Consider the following 21,979-nt stretch of genomic DNA (forward strand, 5'->3'; position numbering starts at 1 on the left):
ATCAGCCCTGCAACAGCGCCCGTGCCGCGCCGGTGGCGGCATCGGTGATGCGGTCGCCCGACAGCATCCGGGCGATCTCCTCGACCCGCTGGGGCGGCGTCAGCGCCGCCACAGTCGAGGTCGTCATGTCGTCATGCACCGATTTCGACACCCTGAAATGATGCGCGCCCAAGGCCGCCACTTGCGGGGAATGGGTGACGACCAGCACCTGCGCATCCTCGGACAGCCGCTTGAGGCGCCGGCCCACCGCGTCCGCCGTCGCCCCGCCGACGCCCCGGTCGATCTCGTCGAAGATCAGCACAAGCGCGTCATTGCCGCGCGCCAGGCAGACCTTCAGCGCCAGCAGGAAGCGCGACAATTCCCCGCCCGATGCGATCTTGTTCAAGGCCCCCGCAGGCGCGCCAGGATTGGTGGCGACGGTGAAGGCCACGTCGTCTCGCCCGTCAGGTCCGGGTTCGCCGGGCGCGACGATGGTCTGAAAGACCGCACGATCCATCTTCAATGGCGCCAGTTCCGCCGTCACGGCGCAGTCCAGGGCAGCGGCGGCCTGGCTGCGCGCCTGTGTGACCTCATCCGCTTCGGCATCATAACCGGCCTCGGCATCCTCGACCGCGCGGCGCAGGGCGGCGATCTGCGCCTCTCCGGCGTCGATCTGGCCCAGGCGGGCACGCAGTTCGTCGGCCAGCCCGGCCAGGTCGTCGGCCAGGACGTTGTGCTTGCGGGCAAGCGCGCGCAAGGCGAACAACCGTTCCTCGGTCGCCTCAAGCTGCGACGGATCCACGTCCAGCGCGGACAGCGCATCCTCGACCCCGCGATGCGCCTCGCCCAGTTCGACTAGGGCGCGGGACAGTGCGGCCAAAGGCTCGTCCAGCCGCCCCTCGGCCCGGTCGGCAGCGCCTTCCAGCCAGCGGGTCGCGTCCAGCATCGCGCCCTCGGCCCCCTCGCCGCCCAGCATCTTCAGGGCGCGGGCCACATCCTCGCGGATGCGGATGGCGCCCTGCATGGCGCGGCGGCGGGTGTCCAGAACCGCCTCCTCGCCTGCCTCTGGGGACAGGTCGTCCAGTTCGGCGACGGCATGACGCAGGAAATCCTCTTCGGCCCGCGCTGCGGTCAGGCGGGCCTCGGCCTCGTCCAGGGCACGGCGGGCGGTGCGGCGCGCGGCCCAGGCGGCGCGCACTGGGGCCAGGTCGATGGCCCCGAAGGCGTCCAGCAGCGCCCGGTGGCCGCGCGGGTTCAGCAGGCCCCTGTCGTCATGCTGGCCGTGCAGTTCGACCAGCGTATCCGACAGCGACCGCAGCACCTCTCCCGAGACGCGGCGGTCGTTGACAAAGCCGGTCTTGCGCCCGTCGCCGCCGTTCACACGGCGCAGGATCAGGTCGTCATCATCCAGCGTGATCCCGGCATCGGCCAGGACAGTGCGCGCGGGATGGGCGGCGGGCAGATCGAACACCGCTGTCACCTCGCCCTGGCTGGCGCCCTGGCGGACCAGATCGGCCCGCCCGCGCCAGCCCAACACGAAGCCCAGGCAGTCCAGCAGGATCGACTTGCCCGCCCCGGTTTCGCCGGTCAGCACGTTCAGGCCGGGACCGAAGGACAGGTCCAGCCGGTCGATCAGCAGCATGTTGCGGATGTCCAGCGAACGCAGCATCAGTAATCCTTGCAGCGCGAGGCCCGACCCCGCCCGTTACAGCCACCGTCCCTGGATCATCTGGCGATAGACGTTGTTCAACCAGTTGTCGCCCCGCGCCTCGGGCGCCAATCCGCGGCCGCGCAACTGGCCATAGGCGTCCTGATAGAAGGGCGAGGACTGGAAGTTATGGCCCAGGATCGCCCCGGCCGTCTGCGCCTCGTCCGTCAGGCCCAGGGCCAGATAGGCCTCGACCAGCCGCAGCAGCGCCTCGGGCGTCTGGCCGGTGGTCTGGAATTCCTCGACCACGACGCGGAAACGGTTGATCGCGGCGGCATAATGCCCGCGCTTCAGGTAATAGCGCCCGATCTCCATTTCCTTGGCGGCCAGGTGGTCGAAGGCCAGGTCGAATTTCAGGATCGAACTGCGCGCATATTCGCTGTCGGGATATTGCTCGATCACGGTGCGCAGCGATTGAAGCGCCTGGAAGGTCAGGCCCTGGTCCCGGCCCACTTCGTCGATCTGGTCGTAATAGGACAAGGCCAGCAGATACTGGGCATAGGCCGCATCCTCGTCGCCGGGATAGGTGTCGATGAACCGCTGCGCGGCGCTGCGCGCTTCTTCATAGTTCTGGGCGCGGTGGTTGGAATAGGCCTGCATGATCAGCGCGCGCTTGGCCCATTCGGAATAGGGATACAGCCTCTCGACCTCGGCGAAATAGAACACCGCGTCTTCCGGCTTGCGGCTGTTTTCCAGCTCGAATTCGCCGCGCTTGTAGATTTCCTCGGCGGTGAAGCGGTCCAGGTTCTGCTTGTCGGAATCGGTCCCGCCCCTGCCACAGCCCGTCAGCACCAGACCCGCCAGAACCGCCGCCATCACGGAAGCCGAGAATTTCGAGCGCGCCATATTCACCCTGCCTGTGACTTCTTCCTTGCAGCCGCCCCATCCGGGCCGCGCTGCCCGGACCCTCTAGCACAGAACATCAGGGGGCGCAAAATGGCAATCCGTTGAATTTCACCCGCGTTTTACGGCATGGCTTGACGTTGCGGAAGGCCGCCTAAGCGGCCACCCCAGGCCGTCGCCGCCAGGTCATAGGCGGCGACGCCCGCGCCCGGCAGGCGGTCCTCCAACGCGGGGGAACAGGTCTCCCAACGCCATGCGGTCGGATCGGCGAACAAGGCGCGCAGCAGGCGGTTGGTCATCGCATGACCCGCGCGATGGCCGGTATAGCGCGCCAGCAGCGGAGCGCCCGCCAATGCCAGATCGCCCATGGCATCCAGCATCTTGTGGCGCACGGCCTCGTCCTGGTGGCGCAGGCCGCCGGGCGACAGCACCCGCGCACCATCCACCACCACCGCGTTCAGATAGGTGCCGCCCAGGGCCAGCCCGTTCTTGCGCATCGCATCCACATCCGCCTGGCGGCAGAAGGTCCGGCTGTCGGCCAGTTCGCGCAGGAAGGCGCCATTGGCCATGTCCAGCCGCTTTTCCTGATGGCCGATGGCGGCATCCGCAAAGTCGATCTGGAAGTCGATTTCCAGGTGGTCGGCCGGGGCCAGCCGGGCAAAAGCCTCTCCCTCGCGCACCTCGACGGGGCGCAGCACGCGGATGGCGCGCAGGTCGGCCTGTTGCAGCAGGATCCCGGCGCGCAGGATGCCGCGCACGAAAGGGGCCGCCGATCCGTCGAGGATCGGAACCTCGGGGCCGTCGACCTTGACCAAGGCGTTGTGGATGCCGGTTCCGGCCAGGGCCGCCATGACGTGTTCAACGGTGGACAGGGTGTTGCCCTTGCCGTCGTCCATCAGGGTGCACAGCCGGGACGGCGTGACGTGATCCCAGCGGGCGGGAATGTCCACGACGGGGTTCAGGTCGGTGCGCCGGAAGACGATGCCGTGACCGGCCGGGGCGGGATGGATTTCCAGCCGAGCCGGGGCGCCCGAGTGCAGACCCACGCCCTGAAACATCACCGCTTTTTTCAACGTCGCCTGCATGACAACCTGCCTCTGACTCGTGTCGCAACGGAAAGGTCCATCGCTGTAACGGTTGACCTAGGCCTTGGGAGGCAGGCGTTCAATTAACGAATTGTGACGGCATGAAACATTCGGCACGGGCGATGCGTGGCGTCATTCGTTCAAGCAGCGCCGCAATGGAAAAGGGCCGCATGACGCGGCCCTTCCCGTATCATTTTCGTGACAGGTTCAGTTGGCCTGGCGGCGCAGGAAAGCCGGGATTTCCACATTGTCGCCTGCCGCATCAGGGCTGGCCAGATCGTCGAAATCGGTTTCCTGCTGGCGCGCGCGGACCGCCACGCGTTCGTTGACCCGTTCGGAAATCGAGGCCGCCGGAGGCTTCGGTGCGCCCTGGTCGGCATGGCCCGCCATCCGTTCCAGCATCCGGCCCAGCCCCGCCATGCGGCTTTGGTTGCGGGCGGGTTCGGCCGCTTGCGGCGCGGGCTGGGGCTGCTGACGCTCGCCCTTGTGTTCGACCGCGCGGCGCAGACGCTCCAGCGTCTCGGGCGAGGCCTGGCCGCGCGATGCGCCCTGCGGCGCGCGCGGCGCGATGAAACCGGCGTCGTCGTTGACGTTCAGCATCATCGGCTGCGCGGGTTCCTTGCGCTGATAGGCGGGGGCAGGCATGTCGTCCTCGGCCCGCGCTGCGGGGGCGGCAGCGGGGCGGGTTTCCACGACCGGCGGGGCCACGCGGCGCGGCGGCAGGTCGTCCTGCTGGGACGCGGTTTCGACCTTTTGCGAGACCGCGGGGTTTTGGGTCAGCGGTTCGGCCATGGACCGGCGGGGGGCCGGAACCTCGGCCACGGCGGCGGCGGCGTCGATGCCGGTCGCCACGACCGATACGCGGATGGACCCGTCCATGTCGGGATCCAGCGTCGAGCCGACGATGATGTTGGCGTCGCTGTCCACCTTGTCGCGGATGACGTTCGCGGCCTCGTCCAGTTCGAACAGGGTCATGTCATAGCCGCCGGTGATGTTGATCAGCACGCCCTTGGCGCCGTTCAGGCTGACCTCGTCCAGCAGGGGGTTGGCGATGGCGCGTTCGGCGGCTTCCTGGGCGCGGTTTTCGCCCGACGCCTCGCCCGTGCCCATCATCGCCTTGCCCATCTCGTCCATGACCGAACGCACGTCGGCGAAGTCGAGGTTGATCAGGCCAGGCTTGACCATCAGGTCGGTCACACCCTTGACGCCCTGATACAGAACGTCGTCGGCCATCGCGAAGGCTTCGGTGAAGGTGGTCTTTTCGTTGGCGATGCGGAACAGGTTCTGGTTGGGGATGATCAGCAGCGTGTCGACGACCTTGTGCAGCGCCTCGATCCCCTCGTCGGCCTGGCGCATCCGCTTGGTGCCTTCGAACTGGAAGGGCTTGGTCACGACGCCGACGGTCAGGATGCCCATCTCGCGCGCGGCCTGGGCGATGATCGGCGCGGCGCCGGTGCCGGTGCCGCCGCCCATGCCCGCGGTGATGAAGCACATGTGCGCGCCCATCAGGTGATCGACGATATCCTCGATGGTTTCCTCGGCGGCCTTGGCGCCGATGGCGGGCTTGGCCCCCGCGCCCAGCCCCTCGGTCACTTTCGGCCCCATCTGGATGCGGTTCGACGCGCGAGAGCTGGACAGCGCCTGGGCATCGGTGTTGGCGACCACGAACTCGACCCCGTCGAGATTCTTCTCGATCATGTTGTTGACCGCGTTGCCGCCCGCACCGCCAACACCGAAGACGGTGATCCGGGGCTTCAGCTCGTCTTCGTCGTTCATCATCAGGTTGAGGTTCATGGTTCCGCCTGTTTTTTGCTATGTCGATCGGGTCATGTCCTGCCGCCCGTCGAATCCCACGTAATCAGCTTCCAATCCTAACGGCGGACCGCCGCTGCGTCACTGGAAAAACGCGCAAAAACGCAAAATGTAGTGGTCTTTGCAGGTCTTTTCGGCGGTATCTTGCCAATCCAGTTGAACAGGGCGCCGCCCGCGCGATGCCCCGATGTCAGGCCCGAAATCACCAGTTGTTCCTGAACCAGCGATAGGCGCGGCGCAGGCTTCGGGTCGGATAGCTGTGGGCGGGCATCTCGAAATCCCACCATTCGTCCTGGGGATGGGCCGCGAACAGCGCCAGCCCCACGGCACTGGAAAAGCCCGGATCGGTGAACTGGTGCGCCAGCCCGTCGATGCGCAGCGGACGCCCGCAGCGGATGTTCGGCCCCAGGATGCGCGCCGCCAGACCGTCCAGGCCGGGGATCTGGCTGCCTCCGCCGGTCAGCACGATCTGCTGGCTGGGCATGGAGTCGAACCCGGCCGCGTCCAGCACTTCGCGCACGCCTTCCAGGATCTCCTCGACCCTGGGGCGCATGATGCCGATCAGATCGGCGCGGCTGACCGGGCGGCGGTCGGCGTCCCATTCGCCGCTGCCCGTGCCGGTATCCAGCATGTCGCGGTCGTCTCGTCCGGTCGCCTCGACCCCGCCGTTCAGGGTCTTCAGCCGTTCCGCGACGGGCAAAGGCACCCGCAGCCCCTGGGCGATGTCCTGGGTGACAAGCTGGCCGCCTATGTTAACATTATCCGCGAAGATCATGTGTTTCTTGACAAAAATGGAAACACCCGTGCCGCCGCCGCCAAAGTCGATGCAGGCTGCGCCCAGTTCCTGTTCGTCTTCCACCAGCGAGGCCCGCGCCGACGCGTAAGAGGCCGAGGCCACGCCCGCCAGTTCCAGGTCGCAGCGGCGGATGCACTGGACCAGATTGCCGATCACGTCGCCATCGACGGTCAGCACATGCATGTCGCAGGCCAGCCGGTTGCCGACATGATCGCGCGGATCGCCCAGCCCGCTGCGGTTGTCGACGGCGAAGTTCACCGGCTGGGCGTGCAGGACCTCTCGGCCCCGCCCGAAATCGGGCGCGTCGCAGGCGGCCAGGACCGAGGCCACGTCGTGGTCGTGGACCCGCCCCGCCTCCAGCGTGATTTCCCCGGCCAGGCCATAGGATGCGGGACGGCCGCCCGACAGGCAGGCGATGACGTGATCGACGCGCACCCCCGCGACCTTCTGCGCGGCGGCGACCACGGTGCGGATCGCGCGTTCGGTTTCAGCCATCACGTCGATCTGACCGCGCCGCATCCCGCGCGAGCGGGTCGAGGCCGCGCCGATCACGCGGAAATTCACCTGCCCCGCCATCGGTCCCACGCCGTCGGTCTCGCGGAACGTGCCGGTGCCGTCGAAGCGCAGCACCAGGCAGGCGATCTTGGACGTGCCGATGTCCAGGATGCCGATCACGCCGCGTTGCAGGGCCGCCCGGCGGATGTTCCGCATAGCCCGCTGCGTCTGGTACAACTCCGCCATCGTCCTAACCCCCCTTCCGGTCGTCTTCCTGAATAACCTTGCCGTCCGGTCCCAGGATCGGCTCGCCCCGCGCCTGGCGGATGGTGTTGCGCGCGTCGATCCCCAGCCGCATCACCGGGCGAGAGGGGTTGCGCAGGTCGACCACCGCGATGTCGCGGCCCAGCATGTCCTGGGCGCGATCCAGGGCAATGGCGGCCTCCATCGCGATCAGCGCGCCCTGGGCGGGCAGCATGATCCGCTGGCCGTGATCCAGCACCAGATCCCAGCGGCGTTCGCCCCGCCGCACCAGGCCGCGCACACGCGGCAGGATCGGCCCGGCGGCGTCGATCAGGGCCAGGGCCTCGGGCACGGCCAGGTCGGCGCCCTCGCCCGCGATCAGCGGCAGGTCCGGGCGCACGTCGCGCGCGGTGACGGATGCGACGCGGTGGCCGGTCTTGTCCAGGATCTCGATCCCGCGGGCATGGCGCCACAGGATCGCGGGTTCGCGTTCCTTGACCACCGCCGACAGGATCCCGCCCGGCTTGATGCGCAGGTCGATGGATTCGATCACGTCAAGCTGCATCACCTGCAAGCGCAGCGCGGTCAGGTCGATGTCGAAGCTGGAGGCCGGCAGATCGACCGGCAGCATCGCCCGCAGCGCCTTGTCCACCACCGGGGACGCGCCCTCGACCGTCATGATCCTGACCTGGAATTCCTCTCGGCTTTGGACCTTGGTCATGATCTGCTGCACGCCGTCGGTCAGCAGCGCGCGGCGGTCGGGATCGGACAGCCACAGCCCCGCCGTCATGGCGGCCAGAAAGGCCGGGACGCCGACGCGCACCGCGCGCCGCCAGATCGGGCGCAGCCACATCCGCTCCAGCCGGTATTGCAGCCGCGACGGCGCCGGGTCGCGTTTCGGCTGCGACGGGGGCTGGCGGTTCGGGCGGTGGTCGATCACATCCGGCACAGCGCGTCCTCGACCATCCAGCGCATCAGCGCGGGGAAATCCATCCCGGCATGGGCGGCCTGTTCCGGGGCAAGCGAGGTCGGCGTCATGCCGGGCTGGGTGTTCACCTCCAGCAGGATCAGCCCATCCAGCCCGCATCTGTCGTCCCAGCGGAAATCCGTGCGCGACAGGCCCCGGCAGCCAAGCGCCTCGTGCGCGCGCACGGCGTAATCCCGGCAGGCCGCGGTGATTTCGGCCGGAATATCGGCCGGGATCACATGGCGCGAACCGCCCACCGAATATTTCGCGGCATAGTCGTACCAGCCCTCGGTGATGATCTCGGTCACGCCCAGGGCGCGGTCGCCCAGGACGGCGGTGGTCAGTTCGCGGCCCGGCGCATAGGTTTCGACCATCACCCGCGCAGGCATCGTGTCGGCCAGTTGCGGCGGCTGGTTGGCGCCGTCATGGACGATATAGACGCCCACGGACGAGCCTTCATCGTTGGGTTTGACCACATAGGGCGGCGGCAGGACATGGCCGGCGCGCACGTCGCAGGCATCGGCGATCACGCTGTCCACCACCGGCAGACCGGCGGCGCGCAGCGCGTCCTTGGCCCGCGTCTTGTCCATCGCCAGGGCCGAGGCCAGCACGCCGGAATGGGTATAGGGCAGGCCAAGCCATTCCAGCAGGCCCTGAATGCAGCCGTCCTCGCCCCAGCGGCCGTGCAGGGCGTTGAAGACGACATCGGCGCGCAGTTCGGCCAGGCGGGCGACCAGATCGCCGCCGCGTTCGGAACCGAGTTCGACCTCGATCACCTCATAGCCCGCCACCCGCAGCGCATTCGCGCATTCGCGCCCCGATGACAGCGACACCTCTCGTTCGGCCGAGGGTCCGCCCATCAGAACGGCTACGGTATGGGCTGTCCTGCTCGACCTGCCCGCCACGTTTCGCCTTTCGACCCGGTTGGTCCGGGATTTTCCTGTCCCGCGCGGCCGGGTTGGTCCCGATCCTGCGCTTATCGGACAAGAATAGCGGATGCGCGGAAATCGCAAAAGGTCAAATTTAGCTATCTGCTAAAGATTGTTGAAGGAATCGTTGATCAAGTCTCGGTTGCATCAGGCAGAGGATCTCCCACGCGGATCACCTCCCATTGCAGGTCGTGGCCGCTGTCTTCCAGCACGCGGCGGCGGACCAGTTCGCCCAGGGCTTCCAGTTCGGCGGCCGTGGCGCCACCTGTGTTCAGCAGGAAATTGGGATGCTTTTCCGACATCTGCGCGCCGCCCCAGCTGTGGCCGCGCAGGCCCGCGCGGTCGATCAGCGACCAGGCCTTCAGGTCGTGGACATCATCGGCCTGCCCGGTCGAGCTGAACCCGGCCGGGTTGCGGAAGGTGGACCCGGCGCTGCGGTCCTTGGTGGGCTGCGTCTCGTCGCGCCGGGCAAGCTGGTCGGCCATCTTCTGGTGCAGCGCGTCGGGATCGCCGGGGGATGCGCGGAAGGTGGCCTCGGTCAGGACGCAGCCTTCGGGCAGGTCGGCGTGGCGATAGGCGAAACGCAGGTCGTCCGGGGACAGAACGATCCGCTCGCCACCACGGGTCACGGCGCGGGCCTCGACCAGGTGATCGGCGACATAGCTGCCATAGCAGCCCGCGTTCATGCGCACGGCGCCGCCGATGCTGCCGGGGATGGTGCGCAGGAAGGTCAGGTCCAGCCCGCCATCCGCCGCCCGGCGCGCGACATGGGCATCAAGTGCCGCGGTGCCCGCAATCACCCGGTCGCCTTCGACCGCGATGCCGTTGAAGCCCCGGCCGAGGCGGATCACCACCCCCCGGATGCCGCCGTCGCGGACGATCAGGTTGCTGCCGACGCCGATCGGAAAGACCGGAACCCTGGGATCGAGGGCGCGCAGGAAATCGGCCAGATCATCCTCGTCCGCCGGTTGGAACAGCCAGTCGGCGGGACCGCCCACGCGCAGCCAGGTCAGGCTGTCCAGGGGACGGTCGGGGGTCAGCGTGCCACGGGCGGGGGGAAGATCGGTCATCATGGCGGACGTGGTAGCCAGAGGGCGGCCTTGGGTCAACTGCGCGGGATCACTCCAGAAGGCTGATGCCGACGGCCAGGACCGACAGCGCGCACAGGCCCCAGATGTCCCATGGACGCGCCGGCGCCCAGTCCGGATCGGAGGCGATGCGGCGGCGGGTCGCGTCATGCAGCCACCTCAGCGCGGCCCCGAATGCCAGAGAGCCTGCCGCAAGCAGCAACAGCAGGCACAGAAGCATTCCCCCCAGGCCACGCAGATCAACGCCGGACTTGCTTTGACCGATCAGATAACAGGCCCCTGCCCCGGCCAGCAGCGCGGCAAGCGCCGACATGAGAGGCCGAAGGGATCGCGCAGCCATGCGCGTGACGCCAGTCCAGCCCCCCCAAGCGACAACAAGCGCGATGATGGCGAAGATGACGGTTTGGAAGAAAAGGGGTTCGAACAGCATCAGGAGTTCAGGCCAGCTCGTCGCCTGAGCGGCAATCGGAGCAACACCAGCACGCCCAGTGCCAAGAAACCGACCCCTGCCAAGGGCCCGCAGGTATAGGTCAGCCAGCCCAGGATCGGCACGCCCGTGGCGATCAAGGCCCACAAGGCGCGCTGCCGCTGGCGCGGTCGCAGGGTTCGGGCCAGCCGCGCCAGAAGCAGCCAGCCCGCCACCACCGCCAGCGCAAGGACCGCCGAGTGGATCATGCGGCGCGTCCCTGCAAACGTTCCGGCAGACCGTTCGCCCAGGTCGAGATCGTGCCCGCCCCCAGGCAGACCACCATGTCGCCGGGCCGGGCCTGCTCGCGGACCAGCCGTTCCAGGTCGTTCTCGTCCAGGATCGCGCGGGCGTGGCGGTGGCCGTGGGCGATCAGCCCCGCCACCAGGTCGTCGCGGGTGGCGCCGGGGATCGGATCCTCGCCCGCGGCATAGACCTCGGCGATGGCCACCACGTCGGCCTCGTTGAAGCAGGTGCAGAAATCGTCGAACAGGTTCGACAGGCGGCTGAAGCGGTGCGGCTGATGCACCGCGATCACGCGGCCCTTGGTGGCCTGGCGCGCGGCCTTCAGGACGGCGGCGATTTCGACCGGGTGATGGCCGTAGTCGTCGATGATGGTGACGCCGCCCACTTCGCCGACACGGGTGAAGCGCCGCCCGACGCCGCCGAATTTCGCCAAGGCCTCGCGGATCTCGGCCTTCTTGATGCCCAGGTGGCGGGCCACGGCCACGGCCGACAGCGCGTTCGACACGTTGTGGTCGCCCGGCATCGGCAGGGTGCAGCCCTCGATCATTTCCACGTCGCCGGTGTCGGTCGGGCCTTCGCCTTGCAAGGCGATGTCGAAATGGGCGATGCCGTTTTCATAGCGCAGGTTCATCGCCCGCACATCGGCCTGGGCGTTGAAGCCGAAGGTCACGACGCGGCGGTCGGTCAGCTTGCCGACAAGCGCCTGCACCTCGGGGTGGTCGGTGCAGCAGACGGCCAGACCGTAGAACGGAATGCCCGAGGCGAAGTTGTAGAAACCCTGGCGCAGCGCGTCGAAGCTGCCCCAATGCTCCATATGCTCGGGGTCGATATTGGTGACAATGGCGATGTCGGCGGGCAGACGGTTGAAGCTGCCGTCCGATTCGTCGGCCTCGACCACCATCCATTCCCCTGCCCCGGCGCGCGCGTTCGATCCATAGGCGTGGATCACGCCCCCATTGATGACGGTCGGATCCAGCCCGCCCGCGTCCAGCAGCGTCGCCACCATGGTGGTGGTCGTGGTCTTGCCGTGGGTTCCGGCGATGGCGATGTTCGACTTCATCCGCATCAGTTCGGCCAGCATCTCGGCCCGGCGGACAACGGGCAGGCCGCGACGGCGCGCTTCCTCCAGTTCCGGGTTGCCCTTCTTGATGGCGGTCGAAATGACGATGACACCGGCCGCGCCGATATTTTCGGCCCGTTGGCCTTCGAAAACGCGGGCGCCCAGCTTTTCAAGGCGGTCTGTAATCTTGGATTTCTTGGCGTCGCTGCCCTGCACGTCATAGCCCAGCGTCAGCAGCACCTCGGCGATGCCCGACATGCCGATGCCGCCGATGCCGATGAAGTGGATCGGCCCCAGCTCGTGCGGCAGTTTGGTGGCGGCGTTCATCGGGCAATCTCCGTGACAAGGTCGTACAGGCGCCGCGCGGCGTCGGGGCGGGACAGGAACAGGGCGGCGGCGGCCATCTGGCTGGCGCGGGCGGGATCGTTCAGGATCGCGCGGATGTCGCGCGTCAGCCCCGGCGCGTCAAGCACCGATTCGGGATGGATCAGCGCCGCGCCCGCCTCGGCCAGGGATTGCGCATTGGCGGTCTGGTGGTCGCCAGCGGCGGCGGCATAGGGGATCAGGATCGCCGGGCGGCCGATCACGGTGATGTCGGCCAGCGACGAGGCGCCCGACCGGCTGATGACAAGCTGGGCCTGGGCGATGCGGTCGGGAACATCGGTGAAAAAGGGCTGCACGTCGGCGGCGATCCCGGCATCGGCATAGGCGGCGATCACCCGGTCCCGATCCTCGGCCCGCGCCTGGTGGCTGACGCGCAGGCGGGCGCGCAGGTCGTCCGGCAGAGCGGCGACGGCGGCGGGAATCACGTCCGACAAGACCCGCGCGCCTTGGCTGCCGCCGATCACCAGCAGATGCAGCGGCCCGTCCCCGGGCGGGGCATAGGGCGCGGCGGCGTGGTCCAGCACAGACTGGCGGACCGGGTTGCCGGTATGAACGGCGGTCGCGCCGTCGGGCAGGTCTGTGGGCCAGGTGCCGCAGGCGATCCGCTGTACCCGGCGCGCGAACAGCCGGTTCACGCGGCCCATCACGCCGTTCTGTTCGTGGATCATCCGGGGCAGCCCCAGCGTCACCGCCGCCGACAGCGCCGGGATCGTCGGATAGCCGCCGAAGCCGATCACCACGGCGGGCCGGTCGCGGCGCAGGCCGGTGCGCGCCGCCAGCACGCCGGCGGCGATCTTCAAAGGCGCCGTCAGCTTGCCCAGCAGCCCGCCGCGCGCGGTCGTGGCCGACCGCACGATGCTGCGTTCGACGGCATCCGGGAAGCCGCCTGCATAGCGCGCGCCCCGATCGTCGGTGGACAGGCGGACGCGCCAGCCCTCGGCCAGCAGCAGTTCGGCCAGGGCCTGGGCGGGAAACATGTGCCCGCCGGTCCCCCCGGCGGCGATCAAGGCCAGCGGCGCAGTCATCCCCGGCCCCGGCGCAGGATCTCGGCCAGTTCGCCTTGGGGGCGGGTGCGGGTCAGGGCCAGCAGCATCCCGGCGGCGATGCCGGATGCGATCACCGACGACCCGCCATAGCTGACAAAGGGCAGCGTCATGCCCTTGGCGGGCAGCAGGCGCACGGCCACGCCCATGTTGATCAGCGCCTGCACGCCGAAGGCGCAGGCCAGCCCCGCCCCGGCGATGCGCGCGAAGGGATCGCGTTCCCGCAGCAGCCGCAGCAACGACCGCACCACGATGGTGCAGTACAGCGTGATGACCGCCAGCACCAGGACGGTGCCGTATTCCTCGGCCGCGACGGCAATGATGAAGTCGGTATGCGCGTCGGGCAGCGACCATTTCACCGACCCCTCGCCCACGCCGACGCCGAAGAAGCCGCCGTCCTGGATGGCTTTGGTGGCATAGCCGATCTGGGTGCGCGGGTCGATTTCGGGGTTCAGGAAGCCGTTGATCCGCCGGGCGAAATGCTCGGACGCGCCATAGGCGAAGAACCCGCCCAGTGCCGCGATGCCCATGACGGACATCAGCAGCACCATCGGCGCGCCCGCGACGAAATACATCACCAGCCAGGAAAACAGCACCAGCGAGGCCTGCCCGAAATCCGGCTGCAAGGCCAGCAGGATCACCACGACCATGGCGGTGATGAAGGAATAAAGCCTACCCGGCGGTCCGCCGACCGATTGCGCGGCGGCCATGAACCAGGCGCACATCGCGACGAATCCGGGCTTCAGGAACTCGGACGGCTGCATGGAAATCCCGGCGATGGACAGCCAGCGGGTCGCGCCCTTGCCGTGATCCTCGCCGATCAGGGGCAGCAGCAGGATCAGCACGAAGGCCGCCGCAAAGCCCATCACCCCGATCCGCCGGATCTGGCGCGGCGACATCATCGAGATCACCAGCATGATCATCAGGGCCATACCGCCGAACACTGCCTGCCGCTGGACATAGTAGAAGCGCGGCAGATTGTTCTTTTCCGCCAGCGGGACGGATGCCGCCAGCCCCAGCAGGATGCCGATGGCGAACAGGCCCAGCACGCAGGCCAGGGACCATTTGTCCAGCGTGCGCCACCAGCGCGGAAGAATCGGGTCGCCCGCGCGAACGGGCGTCGCGCCAAAGACCATCTCGGTCATGGAAATACCGCCGTCACTGCCTCAGAAATCCGCCTGGTTGTCCAGGTCTGCCGGTCAGCATAGCGCGAAAATCGGGTGCGCGCTACTGGGGATTGCGAAGCGCTGTGCCGTGGCCGCAAGGCGACGCCTTCGGGCTGAGCGGACCCGGCGGAGTATCACGATCACGTCATGAAGCGACAGCCATCGAGCCTGTCCGGGCTTACCCCAGCATCGCCAGCCCCGGAAAGGTCTCGAGCAGCCAATAGGCAAAGGCCGAGAACGCGCCGGTCAGCAGCATCGTCCCCACAACCAGCAGCAGCGCGCCCATCGCCCGTTCGATCACATGCAGCCAGGGCTTGATGCGGTTCATCAGCCCGATGGCGCGGTTGATGAAGATCGCGGCCAGCAGGAACGGGATCCCCAGGCCCAGCGCATAGACCGCCAGCAGCGCGGTGCCGCGCGACAATTCGCCCCCGGTCGCGGCCAGCGACAGGATCATGCCCAGTTGCGGGCCGATGCAGGGGGTCCAGCCGAAAGCGAAGGCCAGGCCCAGGACATAGGCCCCCAAGGCCCCGCCGTCCTGCTTGCCCGCGTTCATCCGCGCCTCGTGGTCCAGGATCGGAATGCGGATCACATGCAGGAAATGCAGGCCCATCACGATCACCATGACCCCGGCGATCTTGGCCAGAAGATCCTGGTATTGCAGGAAGGCCCGCCCGAAGGCCGAGGCCGCGAAGCCCATCACCAGGAACACCGTGGACAGGCCCAGCACGAAGAACAGCGCGGGCAGAACGGCGCTGCGTTCCTGCGCCTTCAGCCCGTTCACGCCCACGCCGGTCATATAGGCCAGATAGGGCGGCACGATGGGCAGCACGCAGGGCGACAGGAATGACAGGATCCCCGCCAGCAGCGCCACGAGGGCGGCGGGCAGGAAGGCGGCGGTGGCGAGTTCGATTCCCAGCATGGCGCGCAGTCTAGCGATTGATTCGGCGCCGACCATGGGTCATCGCGTCACGCCCCGGTGAAAAAAGGGCGCGGCATTCCCGCGCCCCCTTTCTTGTCGGCGATCCGGTGTCAGCGGTTGCCGGACCACCAGCCCCGGCGCTTGGGACGATCCGCCTCGGCCTCGGCCATTTCCGGCTCGGGCTCGGCGGGCGCGGCCGGCGGCGTGGGTTCGGGATGGTTTTCGGCTGCCTCGGGTTCGGCATCCTGCGGTTCAGGGGCTTCGATCACCAGGGCCTCGACCACCGTCTGCTCGACCTCGACAGCGACCAGTTCGGCGGGCACGAAGGCGTCGGCCTGCGGTTCGGGATCGGCGGCCTGGGGTTCGGCCGCGATCTCGGACAGGGGCACGATCTCGCCGTCCTCGGAAGGATCGTCCTTCGGTTCCGGGCGGGCGTTCAGGCCCGGCAGCGCCTCGGCGGGTTCTTCCGGGGCGTCGGCCAGATCGACGACCTCGGGCAGTCCCTCGGCGCGGGGCAGATCGCCGCCACGGCGGCGGCTGCGAGACCGCGACCGGCGCTTGCGGCCGTTACCTTCGGCTTCTGCCTCGGCGGTCTCGGCCTCGGGTTCGTCGGCGGTCTCGGCCGTGTCCTCGGCACCGGCTTCGGCTTCGGCATCGTCGCCGGCCTCGGACGCGTCGCCCTCGGCACGGTCCCCGCCCTTGCGGCGGCGACGGCGGCGGCGGCGCGACCGGCCCTCGTCGTTCCGCTCATCGGCTGCCGAGGCCTCGCTCTCGGATTCGGCGGCCTCGGCTTCGGCCGCGACTTCCTCGGGCAGGTCGTCGTCCTCGTCGTCGATCTGGGCCATCAGGTCGGCATCGACCGACAGCACCGGGGCGGACACCTCGGGGACGTTGCGGGTCGCGGTCTTGAACTTCTCGATGGCGAAATCGGGCGAGATCAGCGACGGATCGGCCTCGAGCCGCACCGACAGGCCATAGCGCGCCTCGATCCCGGCGATATGTTCCCGCTTCTGGTTGATCAGGAAGTTCGCCACCGCGACCGGCGCCTTGACCAGCACCTCGCGCGACCGCTTGCGGGTGCCTTCTTCCTCGATGGCGCGCAGGATGGTCAGCGCCAGGCTGTCGTCGGACCGGATCAGCCCGGTGCCGTGGCAGTGCGGGCAGGGCTGAGTGGTCGATTCCAGCATCCCCGGACGCAGCCGCTGGCGCGACATCTCCATCAGGCCGAAGCCCGAGATGCGGCCCACCTGGATCCGGGCGCGGTCGGATTTCAGCTTGTCCTTCAGGCGCTTCTCGACGGCGGCGTTGTTGCGGCGCTCCTCCATGTCGATGAAGTCGATGACGATCAGCCCGGCCAGGTCGCGCAGGCGCAATTGCCGCGCCACCTCGTCCGCGGCCTCCAGGTTGGTCTTCAGCGCCGTTTCCTCGATCGAGCCTTCCTTGGTGGCCCGGCCCGAGTTCACGTCGATTGCCACCAACGCCTCTGTCACGCCGATGACGATATAGCCGCCGGATTTCAGCTGCACGGTCGGGTTGAACATGCCCGCCAGATAGCTTTCCACCTGATAGCGCGCGAACAGCGGCATCTGGTCGGTATATTGCTGCACGGCCCCGGAATGGGTCGGCATGATCATCTTCATGAAGTCCTTGGCGACGCGATAGCCGCGCTCGCCCTCGACCAGAACCTCGTCGATTTCCGAATTGTAGAGGTCGCGGATGGTGCGCTTGATCAGGTCGCCTTCCTCATAGATCGGGGCCGGGGCCACCGACTTGAAGGTCAAGTCGCGGATCTGTTCCCACAGCCGCAGCAGATATTCGTAGTCGCGCCGGATTTCGGTCCGGGTCCGCTGGCTGCCCGCCGTGCGGATGATCAGCCCCGCGCCCTTGGGCACGTCCAGTTCGGACGCGATGTCCTTCAGCTTCTTGCGGTCGGCGATGTTGGTGATCTTGCGGCTGATGCCGCCGCCGCGCGCGGTGTTGGGCATCAGCACGCAGTAACGGCCCGGCAGCGACAGATAGGTGGTCAGCGCGGCACCCTTGTTGCCGCGTTCCTCCTTGACGACCTGGACCAGCATGATCTGCCGGACCTTGATCACTTCCTGGATCTTGTAGCGGCGGGCGCGCGGCTTTTTCTGGACGCGGATTTCCTCGGCCACGTCCTCCTCGGCCACCGATTCGATGTCCTCGTCCTTGTCGGAGGCATGGTCGAGGGCGGCCTCGCTGTCGCCGTCGTGATCTTCGGCCTCCTCGGCCTCATGCTCGGCCTGGGGCGCGGCGTCATCGTCGGCGTCGGCGGCATCGGCGGTGGCGATGTCGTCGCCCGTCTCGGCGCGTTCGGCCTGAGGCTTGCGGCGGCGGCTGGCGCGGGCGGCCTCCTCGGCCTCCTGCGCCTCGGCATAGGCGCGTTCCTCGGCAATCAGCGCGGCGCGGTCGGCGGCCGGGATCTGATAGTAATCCGGGTGGATTTCCGCGAAGGCCAGGAAGCCGTGGCGGTTTCCGCCGTAATCCACGAAAGCCGCCTGCAACGAGGGTTCGACCCGCGTCACCTTGGCCAGGTAGATGTTGCCCGAGATCTGGCGCTTGTTTACGGTCTCGAAATCAAATTCTTCGACCTTGGTTCCGTCCACCACGACCACCCGAGTTTCCTCGGCATGGGTGGCGTCGATCAGCATTTTCTTTGCCATTGCTATGTCTTTCGCGCGAACGCGCACCCGGCGGCGCCAATGACACCCCCGCGCGCAGGCCGCGATATGATGATGGGGACACGGGCGCGGCATTGGCGACGGGGATGCGGCGGGACAGGCATACCGCCCCCCCGTTCCGATCCTGTCCGTCCCTTTCGCGCGTCATCGCGTCTGTTCCTTACGGTGGGCACGGCGGCTGTCGGGCCGGTCGCGCCGCTGTCTGCTTTCGCCCGGCTGCACCGCGATGCACACCGGACGGGCTTTCCCGCGTGACCTATCCCGCCTTCCGAAACCCGGTGCGACACATGCCACGCTGCGAAACTGTGGGCGTCGCGCAACCCAAGATTGCGGGAAGCGAGGCGCATAGCCGCAACATAGAGGTCCGAGCGTGGAAAATTCAATGCCGAAAACGGCATGGCGCGGAATACGCGGGTTTCAGCCTGCGAAAACGGCGCCCGCGCACCGTGCGTCACGCAGCCTTAACGGTTCTTTCACGCCGATGTCGCACCCTTTGCCTATGCCCTGCGGGCAAGACAGACGGGGAAAACGCCATGCCGGTGGTCAAGGTCGATGCGGATCGCGCGCTGCCCGAAGGATTGATCCCTGCAGCCCGTGCCCTGCCCGGCCACGCCCCGCTGATCGTGATGATCCACGGCTATCGCTATTCCCCCGCCGCGCCGCATTGCGACCCGCACCGCCACATCCTGTCGCTGGACCCCGACCCCGCGCATCGCCGGGGCCTGTCCTGGCCGCGCGCCCTGGGCTTCGGGACCGACACCGCGGATGAGGGGTTGGCCCTGGCCTTCGGCTGGGAGGCGCGGGGAATGCTGGGCCAGGCCTATGCGCGCGCAGGCGACGCGGGCCGCGCCGTTGCGGCAGTGGTGTCGGATCTGGCCGGCCTGGCGGGGCGGCCGGTGGCGCTGATCGGGCATTCGCTGGGCGCGCGGGTGGCCTTGCAGGCGCTGAACCACGCCGATCCGGGCAGCATCGGGCGGATCGTCCTGCTGACCGGCGCAGAGTTCCGCGACACCGCCGCCGCCGCCGTGGACAGCCCCGCAGGCCGCCGGGCCGAGGTGCTGAACATCACCTCGCGCGAGAACGACCTGTTCGACTTCGCGATGGAGATGTGGCTGGACCGGGGCCGCAGGCAGGCGCTCGGCTTCGGCCTGGACCGGCCGGCGGGCAATTGGCTGGACGTGCAGATCGACGACGCCGCGACCCTGGCCGCCCTGGACCGGCTGGGCTTCCCGGTCGAGCGGCCGTCGCTGCGGCTATCGCATTGGTCGCCCTATCTGCGGCGCGGGCTGTTCGACTTTTATCGCACCGCCTTGGCGCAGCCCTGGGCCTTGCCTCTGTCGCTGCTGCGCACCCGCCTGCCCGGCCGGACGCAGCCCCGGTGGTCACGCCTGCTGGCCGCGCCCGGACAATTCGGCGGCGTCAAGGCCTGATCCGCGCCGCGCCGCCACCAGCCGAACGCCCCGGCACGCCACCCGCGACAGCTCAAGCCAGGCCCGATAGGGCAGAACCGTCGCATAGCGCCAGCGGGGCAGCTTGCAGGCCAGACGGGTATCCTGGATCTGCGTGGGATGGTCCGATACCTGGCTGGCTGGCAGCGGATGGACGAAGCAGGCGCGCAGCCCGGACAGGTATTCCAGGTCGAAGGCGATGTCGAAAGCCAGGCGCATCGGCAGCAGATCCGTGGCGATCCATTCCGCCGCGCGGCGGTCGATCACATAGGCCCCCGCCCCCTTTTCCCGCGTCAGGGTGATCGCCAGCGACCAGCCCTTGCCCAGGTCGCGCGCCCGGAACCGCCGCCCCCGGTTGACGGTGGTCAGCCGCAGCAGGTTCCACAGGTCGCGGTGCATGGCGGCGCGGTCCAGCGTGTCCAGGAAGTCCGGCTGGAAGGACACGTCGTCCTCCAGGATCAGGGCCAGGTCGGCGTCGCTTTCCAGAAACGCCCGCGCGGCCGCCACATGGCTGAGATAGCAGCCGATCTCCGCAGGCGAGGTGCGCCTGCCGTGCAGCAGGCGATAGCCGCGTTCCGAGAATTCCGGGATCGGATAGGTCAGGGCGCGCCCGTCCACCCCGACAATGCGGCAGAAGGGCAGGTCCGCGCGCGCAAGCTTGTCCCGCATCGCCGCCAGGCGGTCGGGCGCCCGGTCCATGTTGATCAGGAAAACGGCCAGCCGCGCCTGGCTGACCGGCAGCACCACCGGCTCGGGCTGCATGCTATCCGCCTGCCTTGTCGCCCGGCTCGGGCAGCGCATGGGCGCGGTACAGGCCCGCATTGCCGAGCAGGAAGACGAAGATCACCAGCGGCATCCCGAAGGTCTTGAAATAGACCCAGGCGGTTTCCGACATGCTGCGCCAGACGATCTCATTCGCGACCGCCAGGCCCAGGAACAGCAGCGCCATCCGCAGCGTCAGCTTGCGCCAGCCCTCGGCATCCATCGGCAAGGCCTCGGACAGAACGGCTTGCAGCCAGTTGCGTCCCGTCGCGAAGCTGAAGCCCAGAAGCCCCGCGAACAGCAGATAGATGATCGTCGGCTTGATCTTGAAGAAGCGCGGATCGTTCAGCCAGACCGACAGCCCGCCGAAGACCGCGACCAGCACCAGCGTGGCGATCTGCATCGGCGACAGCTTGCCGGTAAGCCGCCAGCGGATCAGCGTGGCCAAGGCCAGCGCCGGGATGAAGATCAGAGTGGCAAAGACCAGCGGCGTATAGGCTTGCCCCCACAGCGCGACATCCGATCCCCGGTTCAGCATGAAGACCGCGAAGAACAGAAGCAGCGGCCCCCATTCCAGCACCTGCAACACCCAGGCTTTCGGTTCTTTCATCGCATCCCTGTCCTTGTTCCGGCCGACCGGCCCGTTCTGCTGCATCGCGGCCCTTCCGGCAAGCCCTGCCGGACTGCCCGCCTAGTCCAGCCTGATCGCCGCCAGGATCGGTCCGGGCATGTCCTCGCCGTCTTCCTTCTGCACCAGCAGGGCGTGCCGGGTATCGTCGGGGAAGCGGTCATCCGCCGTGCCGTCGGGGCTGACCGTCACACGCAGCGCCGCCACCCCGTCCCATTCCGCCAGCCGGTCCAGGGACAGAACGACATTGGTGTACGTGACGACCTTGCCGCGATTCTCGCCGGCCGTCATCTGGACCCGGCGCTCGGGGGCATAGCGGACCAGCAGGATCTCCACCCTGCCGCCCAGGTCCGACAACGGCATCAGTTCGATCATCTCGCCCTTGGGGGTGGTGTCGCGGCGGATGCTGATGGTGGCGGGGGACAGGCGGTTGGCGTCGATCAGCCCCATCAACTGCGCCGGTCCCAGCGTGACAGCGGTGTCCTGGCCGTCGACGATGACCTGCGGCGTATAGACCGACCGTTCGCCCGCCGCCATGGCATAGCGTTCCTGACGCTCGGTGAACTCGGGGCGGGCGAAGCTGTCGGCCCAGCCCAGGTAATCCCAGTAATCGACGTGGAACGACAGCGGCAGGATGTCGGGTTCGTCCAGCAGGCCCGCCAGCATGGCGTCGGCGGGCGGGCAGGACGAACAGCCCTGCGAGGTGAAAAGCTCGACCACCACCGGCAGGGCGTCGGGGTTGAAGCCGTAATGCTCCAGCGGCGGGGGGGTCATGTCCCCGGCGGCGAAGCTGTTGAAGCCGCCCATCTCGGACGGGACATAGGTCGAGGACGGCGACGGCGCCCAGCGGCCCGGATCGCTGGGCGCGGCGATGACCGGCGCCTCGGCGTCCTGAGTCCCGGCGTCCTGCCCCCCGCTACCCGGCCCCCCGCTACCCGGCCCGGCGGGGGCGCCCATGGCGGACAGGCCGCCCCCCGCGCCCGGCCCGCTGTCCTGCGCCCAGGCGGATCCGCCCGCAGCGATGGCCAGGCTGCACAGGGCGGCGGCAAGAAGTCTGGATGGTCTGGCTGCCGTTCCGGTCAGCATTCCAAAGATCCGATGCGTGGTTGATCCGTTCACCTTGCTTAACCCCGCCCCCGCGCCGGGAACAAATCAACGCTTCGTTAAGCAAGATCCGGCGCAGCCGTCGTGCCTCTTGAGCAACAGC

19 protein-coding genes are annotated in these 21,979 nt (G+C 68.3%); 1 reads left to right on the forward strand and 18 read right to left on the reverse strand.

Features of this window, described 5'->3' with window-relative positions; translation table 11 throughout:
- Position 1 precedes the first annotated feature (1 nt).
- From recN to ACTJI6_RS12910, 15 genes are all read right to left on the reverse strand, one after another.
- Positions 2 to 1,648 (reverse strand): DNA repair protein RecN, encoded by a 1,647-nt coding sequence (gene recN / locus ACTJI6_RS12840; protein WP_440801217.1) that lies wholly within the window; start codon positions 1,646 to 1,648, stop codon positions 2 to 4.
- Positions 1,649 to 1,684: 36 nt separating this feature from the next.
- Positions 1,685 to 2,533: an outer membrane protein assembly factor BamD gene (locus ACTJI6_RS12845; RefSeq protein ID WP_275105740.1), complete on the reverse strand. Its 849-nt coding sequence runs from the start codon at positions 2,531 to 2,533 to the stop codon at positions 1,685 to 1,687.
- Between the two features lie 119 nt (positions 2,534 to 2,652).
- Complete coding sequence (lpxC, locus tag ACTJI6_RS12850; RefSeq protein ID WP_440801219.1) at positions 2,653 to 3,615, reverse strand: UDP-3-O-acyl-N-acetylglucosamine deacetylase; 963 nt, start codon at positions 3,613 to 3,615, stop codon at positions 2,653 to 2,655.
- 207 nt (positions 3,616 to 3,822) lie between these two features.
- Positions 3,823 to 5,409, reverse strand: coding sequence for a cell division protein FtsZ (ftsZ, locus tag ACTJI6_RS12855; RefSeq protein WP_440801220.1), 1,587 nt, complete (start codon positions 5,407 to 5,409; stop codon positions 3,823 to 3,825).
- Between the two features lie 220 nt (positions 5,410 to 5,629).
- Positions 5,630 to 6,964 carry a cell division protein FtsA gene (gene ftsA, locus ACTJI6_RS12860; RefSeq protein ID WP_126153809.1) on the reverse strand — a complete coding sequence of 445 codons (1,335 nt, stop codon included), beginning with the start codon at positions 6,962 to 6,964 and terminating at the stop codon, positions 5,630 to 5,632.
- Positions 6,965 to 6,968: 4 nt separating this feature from the next.
- On the reverse strand, positions 6,969 to 7,910 hold the full coding sequence (locus tag ACTJI6_RS12865) for a cell division protein FtsQ/DivIB (RefSeq protein ID WP_440801222.1): 942 nt from the start codon (positions 7,908 to 7,910) through the stop codon (positions 6,969 to 6,971).
- Positions 7,898 to 8,788 (reverse strand): D-alanine--D-alanine ligase, encoded by an 891-nt coding sequence (locus ACTJI6_RS12870; protein ID WP_440801249.1) that lies wholly within the window; start codon positions 8,786 to 8,788, stop codon positions 7,898 to 7,900. The genes ACTJI6_RS12865 and ACTJI6_RS12870 overlap by 13 nt, the downstream gene beginning before the upstream one ends.
- A 200-nt stretch (positions 8,789 to 8,988) precedes the next feature.
- Positions 8,989 to 9,927 (reverse strand): UDP-N-acetylmuramate dehydrogenase, encoded by a 939-nt coding sequence (murB, locus tag ACTJI6_RS12875; protein ID WP_440801224.1) that lies wholly within the window; start codon positions 9,925 to 9,927, stop codon positions 8,989 to 8,991.
- Positions 9,928 to 9,976: 49 nt separating this feature from the next.
- Positions 9,977 to 10,375 carry a hypothetical protein gene (locus ACTJI6_RS12880; protein WP_440801226.1) on the reverse strand — a complete coding sequence of 133 codons (399 nt, stop codon included), beginning with the start codon at positions 10,373 to 10,375 and terminating at the stop codon, positions 9,977 to 9,979.
- Positions 10,375 to 10,620: a DUF2484 family protein gene (locus ACTJI6_RS12885; RefSeq protein ID WP_440801227.1), complete on the reverse strand. Its 246-nt coding sequence runs from the start codon at positions 10,618 to 10,620 to the stop codon at positions 10,375 to 10,377. Before ACTJI6_RS12885 ends, ACTJI6_RS12880 begins: the two co-directional genes overlap by 1 nt.
- Entirely contained in the window at positions 10,617 to 12,044 is a 1,428-nt protein-coding gene (gene murC / locus ACTJI6_RS12890; RefSeq protein WP_440801229.1) for a UDP-N-acetylmuramate--L-alanine ligase, read from the reverse strand. Before murC ends, ACTJI6_RS12885 begins: the two co-directional genes overlap by 4 nt.
- A complete protein-coding gene (locus ACTJI6_RS12895; protein ID WP_440801230.1) occupies positions 12,041 to 13,126 on the reverse strand; it encodes a UDP-N-acetylglucosamine--N-acetylmuramyl-(pentapeptide) pyrophosphoryl-undecaprenol N-acetylglucosamine transferase in 1,086 nt (361 codons plus the stop codon). The genes murC and ACTJI6_RS12895 overlap by 4 nt, the downstream gene beginning before the upstream one ends.
- A complete protein-coding gene (gene ftsW / locus ACTJI6_RS12900; RefSeq protein WP_126153802.1) occupies positions 13,123 to 14,289 on the reverse strand; it encodes a putative lipid II flippase FtsW in 1,167 nt (388 codons plus the stop codon). Before ftsW ends, ACTJI6_RS12895 begins: the two co-directional genes overlap by 4 nt.
- 199 nt (positions 14,290 to 14,488) lie before the next feature.
- On the reverse strand, positions 14,489 to 15,232 hold the full coding sequence (locus ACTJI6_RS12905; protein ID WP_126153801.1) for a cytochrome c biogenesis CcdA family protein: 744 nt from the start codon (positions 15,230 to 15,232) through the stop codon (positions 14,489 to 14,491).
- Positions 15,233 to 15,342: 110 nt separating this feature from the next.
- A complete protein-coding gene (locus tag ACTJI6_RS12910) occupies positions 15,343 to 17,916 on the reverse strand; it encodes an Rne/Rng family ribonuclease (RefSeq protein WP_440801232.1) in 2,574 nt (857 codons plus the stop codon).
- Between the two features lie 551 nt (positions 17,917 to 18,467).
- On the opposite strand from ACTJI6_RS12910, the gene ACTJI6_RS12915 reads away from it, so the two are divergent.
- A complete protein-coding gene (locus ACTJI6_RS12915) occupies positions 18,468 to 19,364 on the forward strand; it encodes a hypothetical protein (protein ID WP_440801233.1) in 897 nt (298 codons plus the stop codon).
- On the opposite strand, the gene ACTJI6_RS12920 is transcribed toward ACTJI6_RS12915, so the two are convergent.
- From ACTJI6_RS12920 to ACTJI6_RS12930, 3 genes are all read right to left on the reverse strand, one after another.
- On the reverse strand, positions 19,317 to 20,144 hold the full coding sequence (locus ACTJI6_RS12920; RefSeq protein ID WP_440801234.1) for a glycosyltransferase family 25 protein: 828 nt from the start codon (positions 20,142 to 20,144) through the stop codon (positions 19,317 to 19,319). The two genes, ACTJI6_RS12915 and ACTJI6_RS12920, sit on opposite strands and share 48 nt — an antisense overlap.
- Before the next feature lies 1 nt (position 20,145).
- Positions 20,146 to 20,754 carry an inner membrane-spanning protein YciB gene (locus tag ACTJI6_RS12925; RefSeq protein ID WP_440801236.1) on the reverse strand — a complete coding sequence of 203 codons (609 nt, stop codon included), beginning with the start codon at positions 20,752 to 20,754 and terminating at the stop codon, positions 20,146 to 20,148.
- Between the two features lie 81 nt (positions 20,755 to 20,835).
- Positions 20,836 to 21,858, reverse strand: coding sequence for a DUF1223 domain-containing protein (locus tag ACTJI6_RS12930; RefSeq protein ID WP_440801238.1), 1,023 nt, complete (start codon positions 21,856 to 21,858; stop codon positions 20,836 to 20,838).
- Between the last annotated feature and the right edge of the window lie 121 nt (positions 21,859 to 21,979).

This window comes from Paracoccus sp. 22332 (genome assembly GCF_052045125.1).
Classification (GTDB): domain Bacteria; phylum Pseudomonadota; class Alphaproteobacteria; order Rhodobacterales; family Rhodobacteraceae; genus Paracoccus; species Paracoccus haematequi_A.

Bases quoted from the DNA above. Each gene is read 5' to 3' on its own strand.
- recN (WP_440801217.1), bottom strand. From the start codon at position 1,648: ATGCTGCGTTCGCTGGACATCCGCAACATGCTGCTGATCGACCGGCTG.
- ACTJI6_RS12845 (WP_275105740.1), bottom strand. From the start codon at position 2,533: ATGGCGCGCTCGAAATTCTCGGCTTCCGTGATGGCGGCGGTTCTGGCG.
- lpxC (WP_440801219.1), bottom strand. From the start codon at position 3,615: ATGCAGGCGACGTTGAAAAAAGCGGTGATGTTTCAGGGCGTGGGTCTG.
- ftsZ (WP_440801220.1), bottom strand. From the start codon at position 5,409: ATGAACCTCAACCTGATGATGAACGACGAAGACGAGCTGAAGCCCCGG.
- ftsA (WP_126153809.1), bottom strand. From the start codon at position 6,964: ATGGCGGAGTTGTACCAGACGCAGCGGGCTATGCGGAACATCCGCCGG.
- ACTJI6_RS12870 (WP_440801249.1), bottom strand. From the start codon at position 8,788: ATGGGCGGACCCTCGGCCGAACGAGAGGTGTCGCTGTCATCGGGGCGC.
- murB (WP_440801224.1), bottom strand. From the start codon at position 9,927: ATGACCGATCTTCCCCCCGCCCGTGGCACGCTGACCCCCGACCGTCCC.
- ACTJI6_RS12880 (WP_440801226.1), bottom strand. From the start codon at position 10,375: ATGCTGTTCGAACCCCTTTTCTTCCAAACCGTCATCTTCGCCATCATC.
- ACTJI6_RS12885 (WP_440801227.1), bottom strand. From the start codon at position 10,620: ATGATCCACTCGGCGGTCCTTGCGCTGGCGGTGGTGGCGGGCTGGCTG.
- murC (WP_440801229.1), bottom strand. From the start codon at position 12,044: ATGAACGCCGCCACCAAACTGCCGCACGAGCTGGGGCCGATCCACTTC.
- ACTJI6_RS12895 (WP_440801230.1), bottom strand. From the start codon at position 13,126: ATGACTGCGCCGCTGGCCTTGATCGCCGCCGGGGGGACCGGCGGGCAC.
- ftsW (WP_126153802.1), bottom strand. From the start codon at position 14,289: ATGACCGAGATGGTCTTTGGCGCGACGCCCGTTCGCGCGGGCGACCCG.
- ACTJI6_RS12905 (WP_126153801.1), bottom strand. From the start codon at position 15,232: ATGCTGGGAATCGAACTCGCCACCGCCGCCTTCCTGCCCGCCGCCCTC.
- ACTJI6_RS12910 (WP_440801232.1), bottom strand. From the start codon at position 17,916: ATGGCAAAGAAAATGCTGATCGACGCCACCCATGCCGAGGAAACTCGG.
- ACTJI6_RS12915 (WP_440801233.1), top strand. From the start codon at position 18,468: ATGCCGGTGGTCAAGGTCGATGCGGATCGCGCGCTGCCCGAAGGATTG.
- ACTJI6_RS12920 (WP_440801234.1), bottom strand. From the start codon at position 20,144: ATGCAGCCCGAGCCGGTGGTGCTGCCGGTCAGCCAGGCGCGGCTGGCC.
- ACTJI6_RS12925 (WP_440801236.1), bottom strand. From the start codon at position 20,754: ATGAAAGAACCGAAAGCCTGGGTGTTGCAGGTGCTGGAATGGGGGCCG.
- ACTJI6_RS12930 (WP_440801238.1), bottom strand. From the start codon at position 21,858: ATGCTGACCGGAACGGCAGCCAGACCATCCAGACTTCTTGCCGCCGCC.